Annotated in this window: 21 protein-coding genes and 1 tRNA gene; 16 read left to right on the forward strand and 6 right to left on the reverse strand. The window is 41.9% G+C overall.

Annotated features, from left to right (window positions below):
* From K1X84_12965 to K1X84_12975, 3 genes are all read right to left on the reverse strand, one after another.
* On the reverse strand, positions 1-1,150 hold a 1,150-nt coding region (locus tag K1X84_12965; GenBank protein MBX7152546.1), incomplete at its 3' end, for a hypothetical protein.
* Position 1,151: 1 nt separating this feature from the next.
* Entirely contained in the window at positions 1,152-1,415 is a 264-nt protein-coding gene (locus tag K1X84_12970) for an HPr family phosphocarrier protein (GenBank protein MBX7152547.1), read from the reverse strand.
* A gap of 19 nt (positions 1,416-1,434) precedes the next feature.
* Positions 1,435-2,415 carry a polyprenyl synthetase family protein gene (locus tag K1X84_12975; GenBank protein MBX7152548.1) on the reverse strand — a complete coding sequence of 327 codons (981 nt, stop codon included), beginning with the start codon at positions 2,413-2,415 and terminating at the stop codon, positions 1,435-1,437.
* A gap of 302 nt (positions 2,416-2,717) precedes the next feature.
* Between K1X84_12975 and rpmG the strand changes: the two genes are divergently transcribed.
* The 14 genes from rpmG to K1X84_13045 all read left to right on the forward strand — a co-directional run bounded on the left by rpmG (position 2,718) and on the right by K1X84_13045 (position 20,491).
* Positions 2,718-2,903, forward strand: coding sequence for a 50S ribosomal protein L33 (gene rpmG / locus K1X84_12980; protein ID MBX7152549.1), 186 nt, complete (start codon positions 2,718-2,720; stop codon positions 2,901-2,903).
* 30 nt (positions 2,904-2,933) lie between these two features.
* On the forward strand, positions 2,934-3,137 hold the full coding sequence (locus K1X84_12985) for a hypothetical protein (GenBank protein ID MBX7152550.1): 204 nt from the start codon (positions 2,934-2,936) through the stop codon (positions 3,135-3,137).
* Positions 3,138-3,145: 8 nt separating this feature from the next.
* Positions 3,146-3,340, forward strand: coding sequence for a Trm112 family protein (locus tag K1X84_12990; protein MBX7152551.1), 195 nt, complete (start codon positions 3,146-3,148; stop codon positions 3,338-3,340).
* A 130-nt stretch (positions 3,341-3,470) separates the two neighbouring features.
* Complete coding sequence (locus K1X84_12995) at positions 3,471-4,310, forward strand: phosphatidate cytidylyltransferase (GenBank protein ID MBX7152552.1); 840 nt, start codon at positions 3,471-3,473, stop codon at positions 4,308-4,310.
* 32 nt (positions 4,311-4,342) lie between these two features.
* Positions 4,343-6,010, forward strand: a complete 1,668-nt coding sequence (locus K1X84_13000) for an ABC transporter substrate-binding protein (GenBank protein ID MBX7152553.1) — start codon at positions 4,343-4,345, stop codon at positions 6,008-6,010.
* Between the two features lie 21 nt (positions 6,011-6,031).
* Positions 6,032-7,015, forward strand: coding sequence for an ABC transporter permease (locus tag K1X84_13005; GenBank protein ID MBX7152554.1), 984 nt, complete (start codon positions 6,032-6,034; stop codon positions 7,013-7,015).
* A 369-nt stretch (positions 7,016-7,384) separates the two neighbouring features.
* Positions 7,385-10,378, forward strand: a complete 2,994-nt coding sequence (locus K1X84_13010; GenBank protein ID MBX7152555.1) for a TonB-dependent receptor — start codon at positions 7,385-7,387, stop codon at positions 10,376-10,378.
* 237 nt (positions 10,379-10,615) lie between these two features.
* Entirely contained in the window at positions 10,616-14,002 is a 3,387-nt protein-coding gene (locus K1X84_13015) for a hypothetical protein (protein MBX7152556.1), read from the forward strand.
* Between the two features lie 69 nt (positions 14,003-14,071).
* A complete protein-coding gene (locus tag K1X84_13020) occupies positions 14,072-15,091 on the forward strand; it encodes a PorV/PorQ family protein (protein MBX7152557.1) in 1,020 nt (339 codons plus the stop codon).
* Between the two features lie 283 nt (positions 15,092-15,374).
* Complete coding sequence (locus tag K1X84_13025) at positions 15,375-16,013, forward strand: response regulator transcription factor (GenBank protein MBX7152558.1); 639 nt, start codon at positions 15,375-15,377, stop codon at positions 16,011-16,013.
* Positions 16,014-16,120: 107 nt separating this feature from the next.
* Complete coding sequence (locus K1X84_13030; protein MBX7152559.1) at positions 16,121-16,621, forward strand: hypothetical protein; 501 nt, start codon at positions 16,121-16,123, stop codon at positions 16,619-16,621.
* Between the two features lie 80 nt (positions 16,622-16,701).
* Positions 16,702-17,295, forward strand: a complete 594-nt coding sequence (locus tag K1X84_13035) for a LytR C-terminal domain-containing protein (GenBank protein MBX7152560.1) — start codon at positions 16,702-16,704, stop codon at positions 17,293-17,295.
* 26 nt (positions 17,296-17,321) lie between these two features.
* Complete coding sequence (locus K1X84_13040; protein ID MBX7152561.1) at positions 17,322-18,644, forward strand: insulinase family protein; 1,323 nt, start codon at positions 17,322-17,324, stop codon at positions 18,642-18,644.
* 38 nt (positions 18,645-18,682) lie between these two features.
* A complete protein-coding gene (locus tag K1X84_13045; protein MBX7152562.1) occupies positions 18,683-20,491 on the forward strand; it encodes an ABC transporter ATP-binding protein/permease in 1,809 nt (602 codons plus the stop codon).
* Here K1X84_13045 and K1X84_13050 read toward each other — a convergent pair whose 3' ends face one another.
* The 3 genes from K1X84_13050 to K1X84_13060 form a co-directional block, all read right to left on the reverse strand.
* The gene (locus K1X84_13050; GenBank protein MBX7152563.1) at positions 20,492-21,973 is read right to left on the reverse strand and encodes a cell wall metabolism sensor histidine kinase WalK; all 1,482 of its coding nucleotides are present in this window, start codon (positions 21,971-21,973) and stop codon (positions 20,492-20,494) included. It abuts the gene before it with no gap.
* A gap of 262 nt (positions 21,974-22,235) precedes the next feature.
* Entirely contained in the window at positions 22,236-22,574 is a 339-nt protein-coding gene (locus tag K1X84_13055; GenBank protein MBX7152564.1) for a BMC domain-containing protein, read from the reverse strand.
* Positions 22,575-22,597: 23 nt separating this feature from the next.
* Positions 22,598-22,882, reverse strand: a complete 285-nt coding sequence (locus tag K1X84_13060; protein ID MBX7152565.1) for a BMC domain-containing protein — start codon at positions 22,880-22,882, stop codon at positions 22,598-22,600.
* A 192-nt stretch (positions 22,883-23,074) separates the two neighbouring features.
* On the opposite strand from K1X84_13060, the gene K1X84_13065 reads away from it, so the two are divergent.
* Together K1X84_13065 and K1X84_13070 are read left to right on the forward strand one after the other, a co-directional pair.
* Complete coding sequence (locus K1X84_13065; protein MBX7152566.1) at positions 23,075-23,653, forward strand: GNAT family N-acetyltransferase; 579 nt, start codon at positions 23,075-23,077, stop codon at positions 23,651-23,653.
* Between the two features lie 60 nt (positions 23,654-23,713).
* Positions 23,714-23,787 (forward strand) — tRNA-Ala (locus tag K1X84_13070).
* The last annotated feature ends 9 nt before the right edge of the window (positions 23,788-23,796 follow it).

Here is a 23,796-nt window from a genome sequence, read left to right on the forward strand (position 1 = left end):
GGCATTCAAGGCCGATCCGAATTGCTCGCCATCCTAAGAAAGGATTATCTTCGTGAACGTAGCCGCGTGAGCTTAGAATTTCGAGTGGAATTTTATCACCACCGACGTCGAACGTGCGCATAGTGACTTTATGTGGATGTATTCTTTCGGCGATGCGACGGTATTGCTGATATTGTTGCTCTTCCGACGGCAGTTCGCGTCCGGAAAATAACATGTATTCCGTACGGTAAAGTCCAATACCTTCAGCTCCTTGGTTCAAAGCCTTGTCGACTTCTTCAGGTAGTTCGACGTTGGCCGTCAGAGCAACGTTTTTTTCATCTTTGGTGACGCACGGAAGTCTGGCAATCGACTCAAGATCAGCGCGTTCTTTGATAAAACGTTCGGATTTCTTGATGTATTTTTCAATTGTTGATTCCTGCGGATTGATGATCAACTCGCCTTTGTGCCCGTCCATTAGAATTTTATCATCCTCGTGGATGAATCCGGTGACATTCGCAATGCCGGCAATAGCAGGAATATTCAGTGACCGTGCTACAATCGCAAAATGGGATAATGTGCTGCCGCCTTCGGAAATAAAACCGAGAATTTTTGATCGGTCAATATTGGCAATATCGGAAGGCTTGATCGAATCGGCGACTAAAATGGATGGTTCTTCCACCGTAACGGATTTATGTTGGCCAAGGAGATTATTCAATACCCGCCGCTTAATATCTTCGATGTCGGTAGCGCGTTCGCGTAAATATTCATTATTCGATTTCAAAAAATTATTTTTGAATTTATCCATTACCGATGAAAAAGCTGATTCGATATTCATGTGGCTGCTTTGTACGAATTTCAGCGTGCCTCGGATCATTTCTTCGTCTTCGAGAATTAAAAAATGCGATTCGAGAATGGCGCCGTATTCTTTGCCGTATTTGGTTTTAGCTTCCTGGATCTGGTGATTGAGCTGTTCGCGCGTGATGGTGAGTGCCTGATGAAAACGCTCGGTTTCTTGCTCGACTTCTTTGTGAGAATTCAGTTTACGTTCGGCAATTTGCAGTGGAGCCGTGTGGAGAATATAAGGAGGGCCGACCACGATGCCCGGCGATACGCCGAGGCCTTTAATGGTCAGTTCTTCCGGCGTTTCTTTTTTTTTTCGCGAGAGAGGCATGTTATTCTTCGTTGAATTTACTTTCAAATAAAGCAATCAGTGCGGCCATGGCTTCCGCTTCATCGGAGCCTTCAACTTTGATTTTAACCGTGCTGCCCATTGCGGCCGCCAACATCATGACGCTCATAATGCTTTTGGCGTTGACTTCCGTTCCGTCGCATGAGAAAAAAACGTCGGAATCAAATTTACTGGCTGTTTTGACTAACAGTGCGGCCGGCCTGGCGTGAATGCCGGCTTTATTGGAGACAATAATTTCTCGTTCGATCATTCCTGTAATTCTTTTTTCAATACGATCGGTGCCACGCCTGGTGTGTAATTTCAATCAGGCGATTTTTAGCGTGCGTGTTTTTAAATCCGTTTAAATTTTTTAAAGCCGATTTAAAATGGTGGTCAATCTGTTTTAGCGTTTGTTTCTGAATACCGCTGGTATCCAGAAAATTGATAAATTCGGCGAGAAGTTCGCGATGCCGCGATTCGGAATGCACTGGGCTGAAAGTATTAAGTAATCGGCGACCGGTTTTGCTTTTAGAAGCAAGGATCGAAAGGTACGTTTTTTTCTTTTCGATCAGATCACTGCCTATGTTTTTACCGAAAGTAGTCTCATCGGAAATGATATCGAGCAAGTCGTCCTGAATCTGAAAAGCCAATCCGAAATGAAGACCAAAATCCCGAAGCGCTTTTTCCTGTCCGTACGAAACGCCGCCGACGACACCTCCGATACGGGTGGCTGCACTGAACAGAACGGCGGTTTTTTGGCGAATCATGTTCATATAATCTTTTTCGGTTACGGATGGCTGCGTTTCGAATTCTTTGTCCAGCGCCTGTCCTTCGCATAACTCGATAAATCCGTCGGCAAAAATATTCGAAACATGCGGCAAAACTTCCTTGGGGCACTGGCTTAGTGCCTTATAAGCCGCTGCAGCAAGAAAATCACCGGATAAAATGGCGATATTCTGATTCCATTTTTTGTGAATCGTTTTCCGCCCGCGCCGCATATCGTCGTTGTCCATGATGTCGTCATGGATGAGCGAAAAATTATGTAAAATTTCAACAGCGGCCGCGGCGTGCAAAGCATGATGATAATTGCGGCCGTTCAGTGCACTGCATAAAACCAGCATGACGGCACGCAGTCTTTTACCACCGCCTTGAAATAAATATTGGGGCGGTTCATACAGCGTGATTGGTTTTTTTTTGCGAATATATGAAAAAATCGTCTTGTTAATGCTGGCGACGAGCGATGACACGTCGGGGAAGGCCGCTTTCAAATATTTTTCCTGATAATAGTTACGGATAACTTGAACGGTTGAACATAACGATTAATCGTCATTTAATCAAGGCAATTGTCGCCAGCAAACATTCAAGATTGTTGTAAAACCTGTGTTTTTGTTATTGTTAAGTAACATACTTGCAACCAACAAAAGCCTGAAAAATTCTTGACATTCAAATGTCTTTCTTATATATTGAGCCCCATTTTGGATAAGACAGTATCTGTTTAAATTTTTTAGAAATACATATATTCTATCAACCAGACAATTAGAAAGACTCCGGTTTACCGGGAGGAGTAAGTATGGCAAAAGGTAAAGGTAATCGCATCGTCATCACGATGGAGTGTACGACATGCAAAACCAGTAACGTTCCGGGTGTTTCCCGTTATACGACAGAGAAAAATAAGAAAAACGACGCTGAGCGTCTGGAAGTGATGAAATATTGCCGCTACGAACGGAAACACACCCTTCACAAAGAAACCCGTTAATCCGTGGTCATTTTAAGGAGTTTTTAAACTATGGCTAAAAAACAAACGTTTGTTGATAAAACCGCCAAAGTACAGGCGTATTCCGAAAAAGTAAAATGTGAATCGTGCAAACAAGAATCAGTTGCCGGTTACGCAAAATTTATCGAATCGAAAGTTTCAGAAAAAAGCGGTGCATGGAAGTTCCTCGAACGAAAAGTCAAACTGTGCGGTAACTGCGGGGCTGTTCTGTCTTAATATATAACATGCTTAATAAAGAACTTCTCAAAATTCTTGTCTGTCCAGCGTGCAAAACCACTCTGAAAGAAAACGGCGAAACGCTTCTTTGTACCAATTCAGAATGCCGTCGTCAATATCCCGTGAAAGACAATATTCCGGTCATGTTGATCGACGAGTCTAAAATTATTGAGCGCAGCCTTTTTGATCAAACCGTAAACTAATTTTTAATAATTTAAGTTTTATTTTTAAAAGCGTCTTTTAAAGACGCTTTTTTTATTTCATTGAACCATAATTTCTTCCTGTATATTTTTAAAATATCATTGCATAGCCAATCAATTCAGAGGTGTTGAAGTGAGTTCAGGTGTTTTACGTATTATTGCGGCCGTAGTCGCTATTCCTTTTTTTGTCGCGGCAACGATTTCAGGTGGATGGTATTTTTTTATCTTGATAGAATTGTTAATAATTTTTGGCGTGTTGGAGGCGGCGAAATTGGCACAACAAAAAAATGCGTTGCCTCAAGTGGTTTTGCTAGTCGGATTTTCAATTGTGTGGGCGGGATTATTCCAGTTTAATCTTTCATTTTTCGCGCTGCCGGTGATACTGATTTTTTTATTGGCTGTCTTATTGGTGGAATTATTCCGCAATGAAGGGTCGGCCATATTGAATATTTCAACTACGATATTTTCATTTTTGTATGTGTCTTTGATGATGACCAGTTTATTGATGTTGCGTCGTATACCGATAGAACGGCATCTGCCGGACATGGCCGGAGCGCAATTAATTTTTGTTGTACTGAGCGGAATATGGGCATGTGATACGTTGGCCTATTACGGAGGCCGGCTTTTCGGGCGTCATAAATTTTTTGAGAGGGTGAGTCCAAAGAAAACATGGGAAGGCGCTGTAACGGGTTTTTTCGGCGCGTTATTAGGAGTATGGTTGGTTGGATGGATTTATGAAATTTCAGGTAATACATTTATTCTCACATTGCCGCAGACATTTGTTATTGGTTTTTTTGCTGGAACTTTGGGCCAATTAGGTGATCTGGCCGAATCCTTACTCAAAAGAGACGCCCAAGTAAAAGATTCCGGAACGCTCATTCCGGGACATGGCGGAATTTTGGACAGATTTGACAGCTTGCTGTTCGTGGCCCCGGCAACTTATATTTTCGTATATTATTTTATCTTCAGCTAATCAATGAAACTCATCATTCCGGGAAATCTCTCATGATCCGGTCTAGGCTGCCATTAATTATTTTATTCATATTATTTTTTAGTTGTAGCCGTTCTCCCGAAATCCAAATCGGTGGAACAGCTGTCATCGCCCTATCAGCTGACGCGGATGCACTCGATCCGATTTTTTGGTCAAGCAGTTCTACCGGTACAATTTTGCAATTTACTTTTCCGGATTTGATTGAACTGAACTTTGATACAACAACCGGTCGAACTGAATATATACCGTCGTTAGCTAAATCATGGCACTGGTCGAATGACGGACGAACGTTGACCTATTATCTGCGAACAGACGCTGTCTGGTCTGATGGAATTCCAATAACAGCGCATGATATTAAGTTTAGCTACGGCCTGTACGCTAATCCAAAAATTCCAAATGTGCGGAAAAGTTATTTCAATTATTTTTTTAAAAACGAATCCGGTGAAATTGATATTGACCGGTCAGTGCATGCTGAAAATGACTCGACGATCGTTTTCAATTTCACGGCCGCCTATGACCGGTTTCAGCAATTGACTCATACGGCGTTGAATTTTGTTCCAAAACACATTTATGAATTTGTCGATGTGGAACATCTTCGGGCTTTCGCTATGAATCAAGAAAAACCGGTTACGGCCAAACATTATACGGTTGAAAAATGGACACGCAAACAAGAAATCGTTCTGGCTCGAAATGGCCGATGGAGAATTCCGCACGAAGCATATTTAGATAAAATTATTTTTCGAATTATTCCTGATGCTAATACTCGGTTGATCGAATTGAAGACGGGGAATGTCGATCTTCTTGAAGGATTGTCACCGGATGAAGCCCGGGGGCTCGAAAGTGATCCCGGGATGCGGATTGAAAAACAACGGTTTCGTCGTTTCGATTATATCGGGTGGAGTCATATTGATATAGAAGTTTACAAAAAAAATAAAAGCGTCAGGCCTCATTTTCTGTTTGCCGATCGGAAAGTGAGGCAAGCCTTAACGATGGCCATTAATCGTGAAGAATTGATTCGAAGTTGGTTAGGCGAATACGGTCAAATCTGCAATGGCCCTATTTCTCCGGCTTTCAAATGGGCTTTCAATGACACGATTAATCCGCTTCCATATAATATAGACCAAGCTAAACAATTATTGGCGGAAGCAGGATGGCAGGATCACGACGGTGATGGTTTTCTCGATAAAGACGGAAGGAAATTTGAATTTACCATTACAACCAATACCGGAAATTCAAGGCGTGCCTATGCGATGCAATTTATCATATCGGAACTCAAAAAAATCGGAATTGAAGCGCACGCGCAGTTACTTGAGACGAATGTGTTCAATTCGGGTTTGCGTAATCGGGAATTCGATGCTTTTATCGGTGGTATGAATACAGCGATGACGATCGACTTGCGGTCTCAAATCGGGTCAAACCTGGAGAAAAATACATTTAATGTTTGCGCCTATCAAAATCCGACCATTGACAGTTTGCTGGATGCCGCGTCCGGTAAAAATGGTCCGTCTGACACAGGGCAAGTCTGGAAAAAAATACAGGTTATTTTGAATCAAGATCAACCGGTGACGTATTTGTTCTGGTTTGATAATATCGTGGGAATCAATAATCGTTTGAAAGGCACGCACGTTGATATTTTGTCTGGGTATCATGAATATTATAATTGGTACAAAGTTGATAAATAGAATACCGAATGAGATCGGGTTATGATTGGCTATGCGACAAAACGATTAATCGGATCTGTGCCGTTAATTTTCGGATTATTGACGCTGACTTTTTTCCTGATCAGGCTTGCGCCGGGCGATCCGACGGCTATGTATATCGATCCTAATATCGATCCCGATGCGGCCGATCGGATGCGCGAGAATTTAGGCTTGAATGATCCTTTAATGGTTCAATACGGAAAGTGGCTGGGAGTCATTCCTCCGTTTGATGGCGTATTTCAGGGGGAATTCGGAATTTCATTTAGTAAACACCGTCCGGTTTTTGATATTGTTCTGGAATCGACGGCGAATACGTTGTTACTGACCGGGGTAGCTTTATTGGTGGATTTACTGGTGGGCGTTTTGATTGGAATTATTGCTGCTTTGAATCGCGAAAGAAAAACCGATCATATTATTACTGTTGGAAGCTTGTTTTTTTATTCCATGCCGCATTTCTGGCTGGCCTTGATGTTGATTTTAATTTTTTCTCTTGGTTTGAGATGGCTGCCCGCATCCCAAATGCATGGTGTGAACGCGGATCAATTGAATACATTTGGGTATATATGGGATACAATTTCACACATGATTATGCCGGTTTTTGTACTGGGGATTGCCTCCGCCGCGTCTACAGTAAGGTATATGCGGAGTAGCATGCTCGAAGTCATTGGCCAGGATTATATTCGTACCGCTCGTGCAAAAGGTTTGGATGAAAAAAAAGTAGTATACAAACACGCATTTCGCAATGCGCTCCTTCCTCTGATTACCATTATCGGGTTATCATTTCCTTTTCTATTAAGCGGTGCCGTGATTACTGAAGTTATATTTGCATGGCCGGGCATGGGAAGAGTGACGGTGGACGCTATTTTTGCTCGCGATTATCCTTTAATCATAGCCAATACACTTGTGGCCGGCATCATGGTCATTGCAGGAAATTTGTTAGCCGATGTACTCTATGCATGGGCCGATCCACGGATAAAGCTTCAATAAATCTATTCCATTAATTGACCTGATCAGGTCAAAATCCATTATAATTTATTTATTTTATCGTAATTTCACCCACTCGCCCAATTGTAATCACATATTCATAACTCTATCTTGTGAAGTCTTATCATGTATTTGAAGATCGTAAATACACATCTTACTTAAGCATGTCTTTTGGTTTTTCGAAAGACAAAGTAAAGTCCTATCAAAATTGGTGAAAAAAACAGTATTTCGCATTCCTATTTCGTGAGTATCAACTTCATTTTTTAATGATTACAAATCTCAAGATTGGAGGTGAAAGACACGCTTTATACGAGTTGTTTTAATTTTTTCACTAACTAAGTTAATTTAATTTATTCTAAGGAGAAACACAGTATGTTCTCTACGACATTTAGAAAATTCACATTGCTTTTCGCAATGGCTTTTTCATTGGTTCCGTTGTCCTTGTTTGCCGGCACGAACGGTAAAATTACCGGGATGGTCAAGGACAAAGAGACAGGCGATGCCCTTCCGGGTGTGAATATTATAATCGATGGAACCACAATGGGCGCCGCGACTAATGCACAAGGTGAGTTTACAATCATTAATGTACCGGCGGGCGTTTATGCGCTCAGCACCAGCATGATCGGTTACACTAAAATTACCAAACAAAATGTCCGCGTATTGCCGGATTTCACGACTCGTGTGGATTTCGATCTTTCCCCAGAATCGCTCGGCGGCGAAGAAGTCGTGATCGTAGCGGAACGTCCGCTGATTCAAAAAGATCAAACGATGACTATGACCGTGACGTCATCCGAAGAAATCAAGAATATGCCGGTTCGCGGTTTTCAGGCGGCGGCTAATTTAGGAGTGGGTATTACTGTTGATACAAAGACGCGCAATTTGGACGGTGGAACAGCAAACGTGAGCGTACGTGGCGGTCGTCCTAATGAAACCGGTGTTTATATGGATGGCTTCCAGCAAAACAACCTTTTGACCGGTACTGCTAACGCGACCGTGCCCAATGGTGCTGTCGAAGAATTGTTGGTGATTACTGGCGGTTTTGATGCTGAATACGGTCGTAACCAATCGGGTATCATCCAAGTTACAACCAAGTCTGGTGGAACTCGCTATTCAGGTAATGTTGAATGGAATGGCGATCCGGGTGGATTAGGTATTGCTGAATCGTATGGCTACAATGTGTTCAGCGGCGGTATTGGCGGTCCAATTATTCCTGGCAGTAATAAAATACGTTTTTATGTTTCGGCTGAAGGTCGTAATATCAAAGATGCTGAACCTAGTGTGAATGGGCACCCGGTCTTTGAATTGTCAAATCTTGGCATATCGGCACGAAAGGATGATCCGAATGATCCGAATATCACAATTGATGATCCATCGCGGATGGATACTGTAATATGGGATCTGGACAGCCATGGCAATGTCAAGTTCAAAAAAGGTGCACGCCCTTCCCGAGGAGGGGGCATCGGTATGAACAGCGATCGTGGTTATAACCTCCAAGGTAAATTGACCTTTGATGTTATTGCCAACCGCCTCCGAGTGGATTTATCTGGTAATTACTCTCAAACCTATCGCAGAAGCTTTCTAATGTCGCGTGTATTGAATCCCAATAGCCAATTACTACGCGACATTAATAACTTGAATATTGGTGGTACTGCAACTTATACAATCAACGAGAGAAGCTTTTTTGATTTCGGCGTTAATGGTTATAGCAGCAAACGTCGTCTTACGAATGATGCATTAGGATGGAATGGGCTTGAATCGTATTCATCAACGATTAAGGGGAATACAGGTTATTCTTCGTTTTATAATGATAATTTGTTAAATGACATTGGCCGTGGCGCCTTGAATTATCGTTCCGATGAGGATAAATATATCGCATTCAAATCCAACTACACCAATCAGATCAACAAGAATAATCAGATCAAAGCCGGCGTTGATTATTTTTATCATTGGGTGCGGTTTTTAAATATCGTTGATCCGGATAATCCAATTTCCGGTGCCAATGATAATATTGGCTATATTATAAATTCTAATTACGAAGCGATCAAGATCAGCAAAGATGATTTAGAAAACAAAATTCTTGGTCCAGCTAAACCTAATAGTTTTTCCGCTTATTTGCAGGACAAATTGGAACATGAAGGATTGGTAATTCGCGCGGGATTAAGATATGACTTGTTTAATCCTGGTGTGAAACGATTGAAAGATCAATCAGATCCAACAGGACAAGTTGACGCCAGTCAAGCCGGTAAGTTTACTGATAAAAACGGTGTTAGTGGCTACCAACCTAATACAACAGATAGATTGTGGTCAGGCACTCTGGGGCCTGAAGACTATGAAAGCGCTAAAACAGATCATAAAATTAGTCCCCGGTTCAGTGTAAGTTTTCCTGTTTCTGAAAGAACGCAATTCCGTATGAGTTACGGTAAGTTTTTCCAACAACCGAATTTACAGAATTTATATGTGAGCCCGAGTTTCTTGGAAAGGATGTCTCTTTATCCTCCATTTGCCGGAACAGTTGGCAACCCGAATCTAAAAGCCGAGAAGAGCACGCAATATGAAGTCGGTGTGAGAAGGGCGCTGAGTGATAATGTCGCAATTGACGTAAATGCCTACTACAAAGATATCCAGGACTTAATTAACTCACAATCAATTGCATCAAGGCCTAATAGTTTGATTATGAATGTTAATACCGATGAAGGCGTTATTCAAGGCATCAACATTGCTTTCGAAGTTCGCCGCGTTTCCAAATTTTCCGGACGTTTAAATTATACATTTCAATCGGCTCGTGGCTCGGGTTCTGGTGAAAACACCGGTTTCCGTGCTTCATGGCTGGGTTATTCGGATGCAAAATTCAATGCGCCGCTTAATTTCGATCAAACCCACAATATCAATGCTACGCTTGACATTCGTAATTCCAAAGCCGAAGGCCCGGAATTAGGCGGACACAAGATATTGGAGAATGCAGGTATTAACTTTTTAGTTAATGCAGGTAGTGGATTGCCATACACTCCAACGTCAGTGGTACCAATACAGGTGTTTGGCGTTCCCCAAGGTAAAGTCGTGGGTCGCCGTAATTCACAACGTCAACCATGGACTTTCCGTATTGACATGAAAGCAGATAAAACAGTGAATTTTGGCAACAACATGAGCATGAATGTGTATGTTCAGGTTTTAAATTTATTAGATCGGAAAAATATATTAACTGTTTACTCGGCAACTGGTTTAGCAGATGACAACGGTTTTCTCGATACAAAAGCGGGCCAAAGTTTAGGTGAACGCCAATTGCTTCAATATCAAGTCAATTTCCGTGACGGATTAAGTTATGACACACCTCGTCAGGCTCGTCTAGGCGTCATTTTCAATTTCTAATTTTCTTATTCTGATACTAGTAAGAAAAGAATTAACAAACGGAGTTGTAATTATATGAACAAGAAAAAGTTATTCGTTATTGCTGCGGGTATTCTAACGGCCATGGCGATCAGCCTCATGTACCTATCGCTAGGTATTGCTCGTGAAGATTCGATAACGCGATTGAAGGCTAAAATTAAAAAACCAGATATTGAAGGTGATGCTATTTTTATTGGTGCTAATAACTGGAAGTATATTATGACTAATACCGGCTCGTATTTTTTCGATTCGCCGGATATAGACGGCAATAAAAATAGATCGGGTGGTGAATTTCCTCGTGGATCGGGCCGCACGATTGTGTATGCAGCTGGCTTTTATGTAGCAGCCTTGAAAGGAACTGACAAAGTTTCCAGCGAAGTGGAACACTCTTCAGAATTTCAGCCAGGGCATATTTTAAATTCGAATCTTCCGTTTAGTTCATTACAGGCAGAAGATCCGGCATTGCCTGCCAATAAGGTCTATGTGATCAATAAAGATAATCAAGGACAAGGCGATGATGCAGATCGAGTAGCGGACTGGGCGGCATGGCCTGGCCTTCGTGATGCTTCCAATAATCCTAGTTTGATTGTTGATGCACAATCATGGATGGTCTTCAATGATTTGGATGTAGAGCGTAGCAATGAAGAAGTGGTTGCCAGCCCAAACCCTGGATTGGGATTGGAAGTAGTGCTGGAATCGTATGCCGTTAATGAAGGTGCTTTGGCTGACGTAGTATTTTTGAGATTCCTTATTGCTAACAAAACCAATGTGAATTATACAAATGCCTATGCAGGCGCGTGGGCAGATCCGGATGTGAATGATGCAGGCAATGATATTGTCGGTATTGATACACTGGGCGGGCTCGGTTTTGTGTATGATTCAGAGAATGAATCCTATCCTGCCACAATGGGTTTTGACTTCTTCCAAGGTCCAGTGGTGGATACGAATGATGTTTCTGTCGAATTGCGACAAAAATTTGCATCGAATAAAACAATTTTGACGTATAATCCGGCTGTTAACCGCTATGAAGTAACGGCTTTACCTGGCAATAAGATATGGCTGGGTGCAACGTCATTTAGTACATACGCTAATGGTACGGATCCGCATACCAATGCAGAACGATATAATCTTTTAGCCGGTTTAACAACAGCTGGCGCGCCCAAAACAGGTACAGGCGCTGATTATAAGTATGCATTTGCAGGGAACCCTCTTACTCAACAAGGTAATCCCAATGTTGCATCAACCGCAGATAAGGGCGATCAACGAATCTTGCATGGCGTCGGACCGTTTACGATTGCTGCAAATTCGACCATGGAGATGTGGCTCGGTGTAATTGGAGGTGAGGGCAGTAACCGTTTGTCGGCTTTAGCGGTAATGAAAACCACGGATGCCTTTGCCCAGACAGTCTTTAATGCAGGATTAGTATTTCCTCGCGCTCCGGCAGTGCCAAGTATCGTAATCGTACCAGGCGACAGTAAAGTAGATATCTCTTGGAATAACGCAGCTGAATATTCGGCCGATAATTTCGGTGAACTGGCGGGATTAAGCGGGACAGCTTATTCAGCTGATTACATCAAAAATGATTTTCAAGGTTACCGGGTATACAGAAGCTTGACAGGGTTACCCGGCAGCTATGAAAAACTTGCGGAATTTGACAAAATCGACGGCAAAGTCAGTCAGCCCAATGCTTTTATCGATGATAACGGCTTTTTGAAAACAGAAGAAGTAGTGTTTGGAACTGACAACGGATTGAGATATAACTATAGCGATCAAGATGTTGTGAACGGCCGCAAATATTATTATTCCGTCGCTGCATATGATGCTCAACCATATATCGGGTTGGTTGGAAGTCCAGTGGTCGGTCCAGGCGGCTCTGCAATTCCAGGTCCGTTAGGATTGCCAATTTCACTTGAGACACCTCAGACGTCTAACGTAGTCTCAGTTGTTCCAAGCAAGGATAGAATCTCGGTAGCAACGGCGCAAGTTGACAGTTTTGTACATACTGCAGGAGCCAGTGCTGGTTTGATAGAATTTGAAATTGTAGATTACAATGCTGTGACTAATACGGACATTAGCATTGAATTTTTTAAGATTCCGGGATCACAAAATGGCAAAGCCCTCGTAGGCTATGCCGGCGGTACTACAGCTTATCGTGCAATCAAAAATGGTAGTCAAGTCAAGTTCTCAAATAAGCTTGACGATCCCAACACATTCTTTGACGCCAATGCTGACGGAATTTTTAATGGAACCGATGAAATTTTAGATGACAGCTATTTTGCAACAACAATAGCAGTAAAAGATAACGATTTAAGCGATGAGCAGTTTTATATCATTGATGGAATTCTACTCAAAGTTTATAATCCGCTGACTTTTTTCGAATCAGTGGAATATCAGCCTGGTCCGCAATATACCGCTGCCAATATGGACACAGCGTGGTTTAAAGGACACGGTGACCACCAATTTGCTGGTCAAGAATATGAGGATTTGGGAATTGGAGATGCGGATCATGGTTTTGATCCGGCTACTTTCGGCGGACCACCGGATAATGCTGGTGGAGCGGAATATAACCGTAATCTTAGAATAATATTTAGCCGTGATCCAGCCAAATGGCAGTATGTATATTCAACTACTGGTGGAAGTGGAGCGTTGAGAAGATACATGCAGGTTCCTTTCCAGGTATTTGAGACTGATGGTGCAGATGGAAATGCGACTCCGCGTCAACTTAACGTATCAACGAGAAGCCGTAATACTGTAGGCGGCAATAGTCAAGGATTTTCATTGTATACGGGCGGATTTACCAATGATCCCTTGGATGATGGCCTTGGCCCTGAAACGCGTGGGTTCTACTTTATTGATACTACTACTTATGATCTTGGCGGTAAAACCGGGCATTTTGGAACGCTAGCTGGAACTGAAACCTTATATAGTTTGCTGGACTACTTCTCAGGTTATAATTATGCCGTATGGACGCCGGCTCCACGGTCAATTCCAAGTTTAGCCTCAACTGCTATGGATGGTGATGAGTGGAATCAATTCTGCAGAGCTACAATCTCAGGAACGGCTTTTGATGCGACTACACAGAATACTGTTTATACACAATTGCCTGACGAAGGCACAATTGAGATAATCGTCAGTCACCCATACTCATCGACGGATCGATATACGTTGCATGTTTCGGGAATGGCTGCAAAGCCCAAAGCTGCAATCAAGTCAAAACTCAAAGACATCAAAGTAGTTCCGAATCCGTATTATGCGCGTGCATCGACATATCAAACAAACTTATTTGACAAGACGATCAAGTTCATGAACCTGCCGGATGAGGCGACGCTCAGAGTTTACACAGTGTCAGGTGATTTGGTGAAGATGATCAATCACAATGCGACGTCTAATAATGACCGCCGTAACACTAATCCGCTTAATTTAGGGGGCACAGCTACAGCCGGATATAGCTCAACTGAGTTGTGGGACCTGAAAAATGAGAACGGCAAGTTTGTGGCCAGCGGTATGTATATTCTGCATGTTCAAGCGCGGGGCGTTGGAGAGGCGACAGTGAAATTCGCGGTGATTCAGGAAGCCAATACAATTAATGGACCGGATGTACGATAATTCAGTCGATAAGCAAGGCAGCTTAAAAAGCTGCCTTGCCATCGCATAAATTTTCAAGGAGACAATCATATGAGAAAGATATTATCCATATTGATGATAGCATTATATGTTATCTCTGTATATGCCGGCGAGGAGAAACGCGGTGAGGCCGGTTTCATGTTTTTGAAAGTTCCGATGGGCGCCCGGGAGGCCGGCATGGGTATGAACGGCCTTACGACGACGAACGGTGCCAATGCGATTTATTGGAATCCGGCGAACATATCGGCCACGGATCGCGCAACGGTTTCATTTTCGTATTTGAATCACTTTGCCGGCATTAGTTCGAACTATGCGGCGGTATCGTTTCCGTATGCGGAAGCGGGCGTGTTTGCTGTATCGTTCAACTATCTGAGCTACGGCGATATTGAAAAGACGACGGAAGATAGTCCGAACGGGAATATCGGTTTTTATTCGCCGTATGAACTGGCGTTAGGGTTTTCGTATTCGAAGCAGATCACCGATCGTGTAAGCGGTGGGTTAACAGTGAAGTTCGTCAATTCAAAGATTGATTTGGTGTCAGCTTCGGGAATGAGTTTTGATTTCGGTTTTACTTACAATACAGGATACCGTGGGTTGAAGCTTGGGTTTGCAGTAACAAATATCGGGCCGCAAGCCAAGTATGAAGGCGATGGCCTTACACGTGAGATTACGGATGCATCGGGTGAGACGTCATTCTTGAAATTCGATTCTGAGCCGTTTGAATTACCCGCATCGGTTAATTTTGGCGCCAGTCTGGAACTATATCGCAACGAGCAAAATGCGATTACCGGTATGCTGGAACAAAATATCAACAGCTTCCAGGCAAGCCGGACCAACATGGGTTTTGAATATGGATTTCAGAATATGTTCTTCGCCCGTATGGGATATACATCGACATTGAAGAAAGACCGTGATTACAAGACGGGCAAAGCTTCAACGGCCGGCTTGACGTTCGGCGGCGGTATCGATTACAAATTTAGCGATAATCTTGGTATGACCGTGGATTACGGCTATCTCGATATGGGACAGCTCGATGCGACCCATCGCTTTACGGTTGGTATTAAATTCTAAATATAAATTCGATTTATTCAAAAAGGGCGCTGTTCTTCTTCAGAATAGCGCCTTTTTTTGTTTTCGGCGTTTATTGCAGGTGGATTGGATAGTTGATCAGGATTTTTAATACTATCCGTAAGGGTAGTCTTTAACAGTGTTTTATGGAAAAATCATTATAAAGTAAGGTAAGATCATATCTTCAACTATCCATATAGGTAGTTGACAAGTGTGCTTTCAATGAGCTACTTTACTTTAGAAGTATGATCTAAATAAGACATCCAACTATTCAAAGAGGGTAAAAATGGTAACAGTAAGCGTTGTTGATGATGATGTGATTGTACGTGATGGTCTGACTGCTTTGATTAATGGTATACCAGGTTTCAAATGTATTCAGACTTATTCAAGTTGTGAAGCCATGTTAAATAATATTCAAAAATGTGTCCCGGATGTGCTACTCATGGATATTATTTTTCGCGGGATATCGGGCATAGAAGGAGTCAGACGTGTTAAAGAACTTCTGCCCAATCTTCCAGTTCTGATGTTGACCGTCCATATGGAAAACGACATGATCATGGATGCTCTGCAGGTCGGAGCTGACGGATATATTGTAAAAGGTACTTCTCCCATTCGGTTGGTCGATTCGATCAAGGAGGCTTATGATGGCGGTTCGCCAATGAGCTCGCAAATTGCGCGGAAGGTATTAACCCTTCTAAAACAAAAAAATATTTTTAAAAAACATAATGAAAATTATCACCTTAATGAATTGGAAGAAAATATTTTATATCAACTAGCTGCTGGAGATACTTACGAACACATCGGTACTAGCCTCAACAAAAGCCCCAACACAGTAAAGTATCATGTAAGGAAAATTTACAAGAAATTGCAATCCGAAACCAAATCAGAAGCCGTAGCCAAAGCCATCCGATTAGGGATTATCTAATAAGGAATTCTCAATTTATTGAAACTATTAAAATGTTCACACGACTGCTTGACTTTTTTGTCTGATTTTAATATCATGAAGGCATGTAAAATCAGAAAGGATCAAACATGAAATGCGGGGTCGTTTTATTGATTCTCTTGGTGGTTGGGTCCGTTCAGGCACAGTTTAAATCGCAAGCCGAGAAACAGCCAGTTGATGTACGCGGTGGAATCACCACGCCTGTAACATCATCGTTATTCGGTTTGTTTAGTCCTGGAAGATTTTACATGAGTCAAAGTTACGGTTTGACCTACTATAGCGGTGGCGGGCAAAGTGGTACTATTGGTATGTATACCAATCAAATGAATTTTAAACTGTCGGATCCTTTGTTTTTACGAGTCAATATGGGTATTATGCACCAGCCATTCGGCGGTCCTAAAGGCGTTGAAAATAAAAATGCGCAATTTTTACACGGAGCCGAACTGATCTATAAGCCTAATAGTAAATTTCAAATGAATATCGGCTACAGTACATCGCCGTACTACTCGGGGTTCGGAATGGTTGAAAGCCCGTTTGGTACTTCTAATCGTACAGGCTATACGGATTATCAATTCGGCGGAAATAAGTAAAAAATTGTTTTATCAAAAAATGATATAAAAATGAATAACCCCGACATGTCGGGGTTATTTTTTTAATAGGAGAGGAAAGAATGTTGAGAAAAGTCCGTTCAGAGGAAACGCAATCGCAACAGGAACAGGAAAGTATAACCAAAAGCATGAGTGAACAGAAACAATTTATTCAAAAACCACCCGATCAACGATGGGATAAATTGTTGAACCTTCTTATTGGGGCATTGTCGCTGATTGTAGTCGCACTTGTGATTTCGCTTATCATTCGACTCAATAGTACACCGGTCGATCCAAACATCAAACAAGACACTACTGAAAATACTCAGGAAAACAACGGGCAAAAAGCCGATGAAACAACCCAAGTCAAAAGCACAGTAATCCGCGTGGAAGTTCTTAATGGAACGAGCATTCCGCGTCTGGCATCCAAAGCTTCTGATTTTTTGAGAGCCCGCGGCTTCGATGTCGTTCAAGCTGGTAACGCGCAACACAGTAATTTTAAAAAGTCAGTTGTACAAGACAGGCTTGGCAATATTCAAAATGCAATTCAAGTTGCAAATGCATTAGGGATCAGCGAATCCGGCGTCATACAGCAGAAAAATCCGCAATTGTATGTAGAAGTAACGGTCATAATCGGCAGCGATTATAAATCGCTCAAATTTATGTCCGGTAATTAAAAGTTTTATTGAGGCGCCACGGATAAATGCATTTGCTTACTTCTTTATCAAGCGGTGATATTACACGGTTTGCATTCGACAACGGTCTCGTAGCCATCACTCGCCCCAATCCATTTGTTCCCGTCATAGCCATGCGAGGATCTTTTCGCGGCGGAGCCTCGCTGGAATCCGACGATGATGCAGGGCTTACAAAACTTGTAGCCATGCTTTTAAAATCAGGTACTGAAAGTCAGACTGCAATTCAAATCGCCGAAGGACTCGATTATCTAGGCTCATCAATTACTTTTACGGCTAATCATGATTCAGTGAATTTTTCACTGACATCATTAAGTAAACATTTCGATCGATCGCTTGCAATTTTGGCTGATTTGTTGATCCGATCCGTATTTCCTGCTGATGAAATCGAACGGGCCCGTCGACTTGCTCTTGCTGATATTAAACAAAAAGCCGATCAACCCATGCAAATTGCTTGGGACGTATGCGCGGAATCGGTATTCCAAAATCATCCATACCGGCGTACGATTGACGGATCGGCAACTACGATTAATAAACTTACACGTGAAGATATTATAAAAGCTTATCATAATATTGCAGTATCGAATCGACTAACTCTGGCAATCGTTGGTGATTTCGAGCCGCAGTCATTAATACAAAAATTGATTGATCAATTTTCATCGATAACTACTGACCATCGTTCAATGTCTCCTCTTGAAGAGCCTGTCGTAAATTCAAAAAGAAAAATTTTGTTAGTTGAACGCGATCTAAAACAAGCAAACATTTGCTTCGGAAATATTGCATGCAAACGTAACATTCCCGATTATTATTCTACTGTGTTGATGAATTATATTCTTGGCGGCTCCGGATTAACTTCTCGTTTAACTCATCGAATTCGTACGCAACAAGGATTGGCTTATTCCGTTTATTCACAATTGATTCGAAGAGCGGCCAGCGGGATTTTTACCGTTCGGATGCAAACTAAAACTGATAACACCGGCAAAGCAATAGAATCGATACTTGATGAAATCAAGCGAATGCAGAATGAAACCGTCTTAGAACCTGAGCTTTCGGACGCCAAAAAATTTTTTGCCGGAAGTTTCCCTTTTCGTATCCAGACTAATCACGACTATGCTTATTATCTTGAACAAGGTGAGTTTTTTCATTTACCATTGAATTATTTGAACGACGAAGTAACGATGATACAGAAAGTCGACCAGGGCGATATCAAAGATGCAGCACAAAAGTATCTAAATACAAATCATTATATTTTGGCTATAGTTTCAAAAACCGAAAGCCTGAAGACCCCGATGGAAACGTTTGGCGTTGTTGAAGAAGTTCAAGTTCAATTTTAGAAAGGCAATGTGTGAGTTCTGTTCATGAAGATGAAATTATGGGTAAAGCGTATGACGCACGCCTGATGAAGCGTTTGATCCGGTTTGCAATCCCTTATAAATTTATGTTGCTGGGATCAGTATTGGTTCTGATTTGCGCTCAGGGATTCAATGCCTATCGTCCTAAGGTTGTCCAGGAAGCTATCGACGGTGCACTTGCCCAGCATGATTTCAGTGCATTAAATTATTATGCGGGATTGTTTGTTGCACTTTTGATCGGTGAATTTTTATTTCAATATGCGGTAATTTATCTGACGCAATTAACCGGCCAACGAATCATTTTTGATTTAAGAATGAACTTGTATGCTCATCTTGAAAAACTTCACTTGCAATTTTTTGATCGAAATCCGGTAGGGCGCCTGATCACGCGAGTGACGTCAGATATTGAATCATTGAATGATATGTTTACTTCAGGTTTGGTCTATCTGTTTGGCGATCTTTTCCTTTTGATTGGTATCATTGTTTTTATGTTTGTTTTGGATGTGAAATTAACGCTGGTCGCGCTCGCTGTATTGCCGGTAATTTTTTACATTTCGATAGTTTTTAAAAAATATGTACGCATCACTTATCGTGAAATCCGGTTGAAAATTTCCGCGCTGAATTCATATCTTCAGGAAAATATTACCGGAGTCAGTACTGTCCAGATTTTTAATCGTGAAAAGAAAAATTTTAAACATTTCGATGACTTTAATCGTTCACTAACCGATTCACACATCGCATCCATATTTCACTATGCCTGGTTTTTTCCCGCAATCAATTTAGCAAGTTCGGTTGCGATTGCGTTGATTTTATGGTACGGCGGTGGAGAAGTTGTACGTGAATCAATCACGCTGGGCACACTTATCGCATTTATTCAATATGCTTTACTTTTCTTTCGTCCAATTCAGGATTTAAGTGACAAATATAATATTTTACAAACTGCAATGGCTTCGTCCGAACGTGTTTTTAAATTACTTGATACTGAAAATGCTATTCCGAATGTGAAACAAACACCGGCAATCGATCCGTTTCGTGGCAAAATTGAATTTAAGAACGTATTCTTTTCTTATAATCCGAAAGACGTTAAAACCGATGACGATTGTATTCTCAAAGATATTTCATTGTCAGTGGAACCAGGTCAAAGCATTGCATTAGTCGGAGCGACCGGTTCAGGAAAAAGTACTATTGTTAATTTATTGTCACGATTTTATGAAATTCAACGTGGAAATATTTTAATCGATGGGAGAGAAATTCAACAAATTGATCAATATGCTTTGCGAAAAAATATGGCGATTGTTTTGCAGGATGTATTTTTGTTTTCAGGAAATATTTTAGATAATATACGTTTGGGTGATACAACGATTTCTGAAAATGCCGTGATCGATGCTGCGCGGATGGTCGGAGCAGATCGGTTTATTGAAAAATTAGCGAATGGCTATTACGAACCGATGCAGGAAAGAGGAAGCACTTTATCTGTCGGGCAACGCCAATTGATCTCACTTGCGCGCGCTTTGGTGTTCAATCCTAAAATCCTGATTCTGGACGAAGCTACTTCGAGCATCGATACGGAAAGTGAACAATTAATCCAAGCGGCAACTCAAAAACTGATGTCCGGGAGGACGTCTATTGTCATTGCACACCGATTATCAACGATTCGCCACGTGGATCAAATTATTGTCATGCATCGTGGAAAAATACGCGAGCGGGGAAGGCATGAAGAATTGCTAGAACAGGAAGGTATTTATTATAAATTATATCAATTGCAATACAAAGATCAGGAAAACAACGTCTCGCGCATCACGAAAGCTGCTGCCGGAATGTCCCGGTAATTACTTAGTTGATGCAATCATTTTTGCTTCGTATTTATCGGATGTTTGCATTCCAGCAGGCAATGTAAACGAAAATGTTGAACCTTTACCCCACTCGCTTTCAACATGAATCTTACCGCCATGTTGCTGTACGATCTCTTTCACAAAAGCCAGCCCCAAGCCGGTTCCTTCGATACTTTTAATACGTTTATCGTCTTTAGCTCGGAAAAATTTCTGAAAAAGATTTTTCATATTCTCTTTTGAAATTCCAAACCCCATATCCTCAACAGAAATTTTAATTTCTTCATCGATCCATTCCGCTCCCAATGTAATCGATGAGTCTTCACGGCTGTATTTAATAGCGTTTGAAAAGAGATTCAAAATAACTTGTCCGATCAAGTCGGGATCGGCATTGACGAATGGCATGCCTTCCTGAATATTTAATTTGACGCTTATATTTTTTTTCTGAGCCAACGTTGCATTGATATTGACTACACTCGCGATAGTTGAAGCGATATCGATTGGAATTTTGTTGATAACCGTTTGTCCGCTTTCGATCCGGCTGATATTGAGAAATTTGTCAATCATATCGGCAAGCCGGCCTGATTCATAATGAATGATATCCATAAATTCTTTTCGACGGGCAGGCGTCATTTCAGGATCCTTGAGCACTTCGCTAAAACCGGCTATCGATGTCAGCGGCGAACGTAATTCATGAGCCACAACGGAAACCAATTCCGTCTTCATTTTATCGATTTGTTTTTCTTTAGTGATGTTACGCAACACGATAACGATACCAATCAAATCGCCTTGATCCAAAACTTTAGAAGCGTGAGCAGCTAAAACAATGTTGGATACAGGGTCGTCGTGTTCGGTTTCGATTTCTTCCAATAAAATCTCGTTACCGAACGATTGTTTCGTTTTTTCGAGCAGCGGCTTTAATTCTGGAATAAAAAAAGCTAACGAACATCCCAGGACATCTTTTTCTTTAACATTAAACCATGTTTCTACAATATCATTGAGCAAAAGCACTTCGTCAAACGGGCCTGACACGATCACTCCGTCGGCAATATTACGCAAAATGGCTTCCGTCTTTATTTTTTCCCTGATAATCTGATTAATATTGATATCGTATATCCGTTTGAGTTCAATCGTCATGTAGTTGAAAATACGCGCCAATTGGAGCATTTCCTGACTTCCATGAACATTAATTTTATGATCGAAATTTCCACGTGCGATTTCCTTGGCGCTATCAATAAATTGTCGGATCGGAAAATTTACTTCGCGTTCAACAAATTTTGCCGCAAGATATGAAATGATGAATGCAATACCGATGGGCACCAGTATCAGCCAAATATACGAGTATGGAATTCCTGCCAGGTGAAAAATACGATTGATCAACGCTATAATGCCCAGAGTGAATAGAATAGTGACCGTGGTGATGATAAAAATACGGCTGAAGAGACTGAGTGATTGAAATTTTTCAGTTAACACGTTCGTCATAAGGATAATAAAACAAAAACCACTCGGTTAGAGTGGTTTTATTGTTCTTTAAAGATGTCTTCTAATTTTCGTATTAATTCTTCTCGGTTGGCTTTGGAAATTTCACGTCCACCCATCGGGAAATTAGGTACGGAACGGGCTAATCGTCTGAGGGAAGCAACGTTAAATGTGTGAAAGTCTTCATTGGGTTTGACGAGTTTTTTCTTTTTGAGAATGGACTCATCTTTTTGGACCGATTGGAATATATCCTGTTGCGCGAGTGTTACGAGTTCAGTTTTTTTTTTGAGGCGCTTTTTTCAGCGTTATTGGCCAGCCATTCGATAATACCGTCTTCGTATAAAATGCCTTCGGTCATTTCGTCCGGTCTTGGGATAACATGGGTCGATACGACTTGTCCGACGCGGCGTGCAGCCGCTTCACCCGCGGCTACTGCAGCCTGCACTGCACCGGTTTCGCCTACGACTTTGATCGTAATCATGGCGCCATCGGTTAATTCTTTACCGATTAATGTAACTTTGGCGGCTTTAACCATGGCATCGGCTGCTTCAATTGCTCCGACGAGCCCCATGGTCTCGACCATACCTAACGCGCGGTCTTCCATTCAGTTCTACGCTTATTTGTTTTTTAATTAGCGCCTTTTTTGGGCAGGATCATTTCCACTTCCGGGTGCGGTCTTGGGATGACGTGGACGGAAACGAGTTCCCCGACTTTTTCAGCAGCCGCTGCTCCGGCATCCGTAGCCGCTTTAACAGCGCCAACATCGCCGCGGACCATTACCGTTACATAACCGCCGCCGATTTTTTCTTTGCCAATCAATTCCACTTTTGCCGCTTTGACCATTGCGTCTGCCGCTTCGATGGCGCCGACTAAGCCTTTAGTTTCTACCATCCCTAACGCATCAAGTGCCATTGGGTAATCCTCCTGAATTTTATCTGCTAAATAAAAGGTATGATTGTTCCGGATTGCTTTTATAAAACCTAACCATTTTAAACAAATCCGAATTGAAAGTCAATTATAATTTTCCCCTGTGCGAGCGTATTTTGATTGAATTTACTTTGCGATATGTCTAATTTAGTACGCCACTAAATTAAGCTCCAAACTATGATTGATTTCAAAAATTTTCCCGGTTATGGCATGAACCTGCCTGCATACCGGGTGAGGCTACGCGATCCGAGAGTCGAAGATGCGGCGCGCATTTATCAATGGCGGCGTGAAGAACGTATCCGGGCACATCAACCTCTGATTCCGTTGTCGATCGAGCAAATCCGTTCTGATTTAGAACGTACGTCCAGTAATAAATTACCCGACTATACACGGGATCGTTTTCAGTGGATTATTGAGCGTTTGAGTGATCAAGCACCCATGGGTTGGATTACGCTTAGCATCAGAACATGGGAACATCTTATCGGGGAAATCGGGTACAGTATTTCATCCGATTTTCACAAAGCCGGTTACGGTACTGAGGCGTTGCGCCTGATCCTTCACAAAGCATTTTATGAAGCGCAATTATATCGGGTCGAAGCCAAGTGTTCGGTTCAAAATACGGCTTCCTATAAATTGCTCGAGAAAGCCGGATTTGCCCGGGAAGGAGTTTTAAGAGGTTATTTCAATATTCGTGGATTTCGCGTCGATCATTATCTGTACAGTATTTTGAGAACAGAATTTGTGGGTGATTTTTGATATTGCCTTTATTGGGTGAAACTTCTATATTGCCGCGGTTTTTGAAATGTTCTTTTCAATGGGGCTGTAGCTCAGTTTGGGAGAGCGCATCGTTCGCAATGATGAGGTCAGGGGTTCGATCCCCCTCAGCTCCACTTTTGCAA

The sequence above is a fragment of the bacterium genome (assembly GCA_019695335.1).
GTDB lineage: Bacteria > CLD3 > CLD3 > SB21 > SB21 > JABWBZ01.

What these genes read in the sequence shown, in the direction of transcription:
- rpmG (MBX7152549.1), top strand. Translation starts at nt 2,718, where the DNA reads ATGGCAAAAGGTAAAGGTAATCGCATCGTCATCACGATGGAGTGTACG.
- K1X84_12985 (MBX7152550.1), top strand. Translation starts at nt 2,934, where the DNA reads ATGGCTAAAAAACAAACGTTTGTTGATAAAACCGCCAAAGTACAGGCG.
- K1X84_12990 (MBX7152551.1), top strand. Translation starts at nt 3,146, where the DNA reads ATGCTTAATAAAGAACTTCTCAAAATTCTTGTCTGTCCAGCGTGCAAA.
- K1X84_13000 (MBX7152553.1), top strand. Translation starts at nt 4,343, where the DNA reads ATGATCCGGTCTAGGCTGCCATTAATTATTTTATTCATATTATTTTTT.
- K1X84_13005 (MBX7152554.1), top strand. Translation starts at nt 6,032, where the DNA reads ATGATTGGCTATGCGACAAAACGATTAATCGGATCTGTGCCGTTAATT.
- K1X84_13010 (MBX7152555.1), top strand. Translation starts at nt 7,385, where the DNA reads ATGTTCTCTACGACATTTAGAAAATTCACATTGCTTTTCGCAATGGCT.
- K1X84_13015 (MBX7152556.1), top strand. Translation starts at nt 10,616, where the DNA reads ATGACTAATACCGGCTCGTATTTTTTCGATTCGCCGGATATAGACGGC.
- K1X84_13020 (MBX7152557.1), top strand. Translation starts at nt 14,072, where the DNA reads ATGAGAAAGATATTATCCATATTGATGATAGCATTATATGTTATCTCT.
- K1X84_13025 (MBX7152558.1), top strand. Translation starts at nt 15,375, where the DNA reads ATGGTAACAGTAAGCGTTGTTGATGATGATGTGATTGTACGTGATGGT.
- K1X84_13030 (MBX7152559.1), top strand. Translation starts at nt 16,121, where the DNA reads ATGAAATGCGGGGTCGTTTTATTGATTCTCTTGGTGGTTGGGTCCGTT.
- K1X84_13035 (MBX7152560.1), top strand. Translation starts at nt 16,702, where the DNA reads ATGTTGAGAAAAGTCCGTTCAGAGGAAACGCAATCGCAACAGGAACAG.
- K1X84_13040 (MBX7152561.1), top strand. Translation starts at nt 17,322, where the DNA reads ATGCATTTGCTTACTTCTTTATCAAGCGGTGATATTACACGGTTTGCA.
- K1X84_13045 (MBX7152562.1), top strand. Translation starts at nt 18,683, where the DNA reads ATGGGTAAAGCGTATGACGCACGCCTGATGAAGCGTTTGATCCGGTTT.
- K1X84_13050 (MBX7152563.1), bottom strand. Translation starts at nt 21,973, where the DNA reads ATGACGAACGTGTTAACTGAAAAATTTCAATCACTCAGTCTCTTCAGC.
- K1X84_13055 (MBX7152564.1), bottom strand. Translation starts at nt 22,574, where the DNA reads ATGGAAGACCGCGCGTTAGGTATGGTCGAGACCATGGGGCTCGTCGGA.
- K1X84_13060 (MBX7152565.1), bottom strand. Translation starts at nt 22,882, where the DNA reads ATGGCACTTGATGCGTTAGGGATGGTAGAAACTAAAGGCTTAGTCGGC.
- K1X84_13065 (MBX7152566.1), top strand. Translation starts at nt 23,075, where the DNA reads ATGATTGATTTCAAAAATTTTCCCGGTTATGGCATGAACCTGCCTGCA.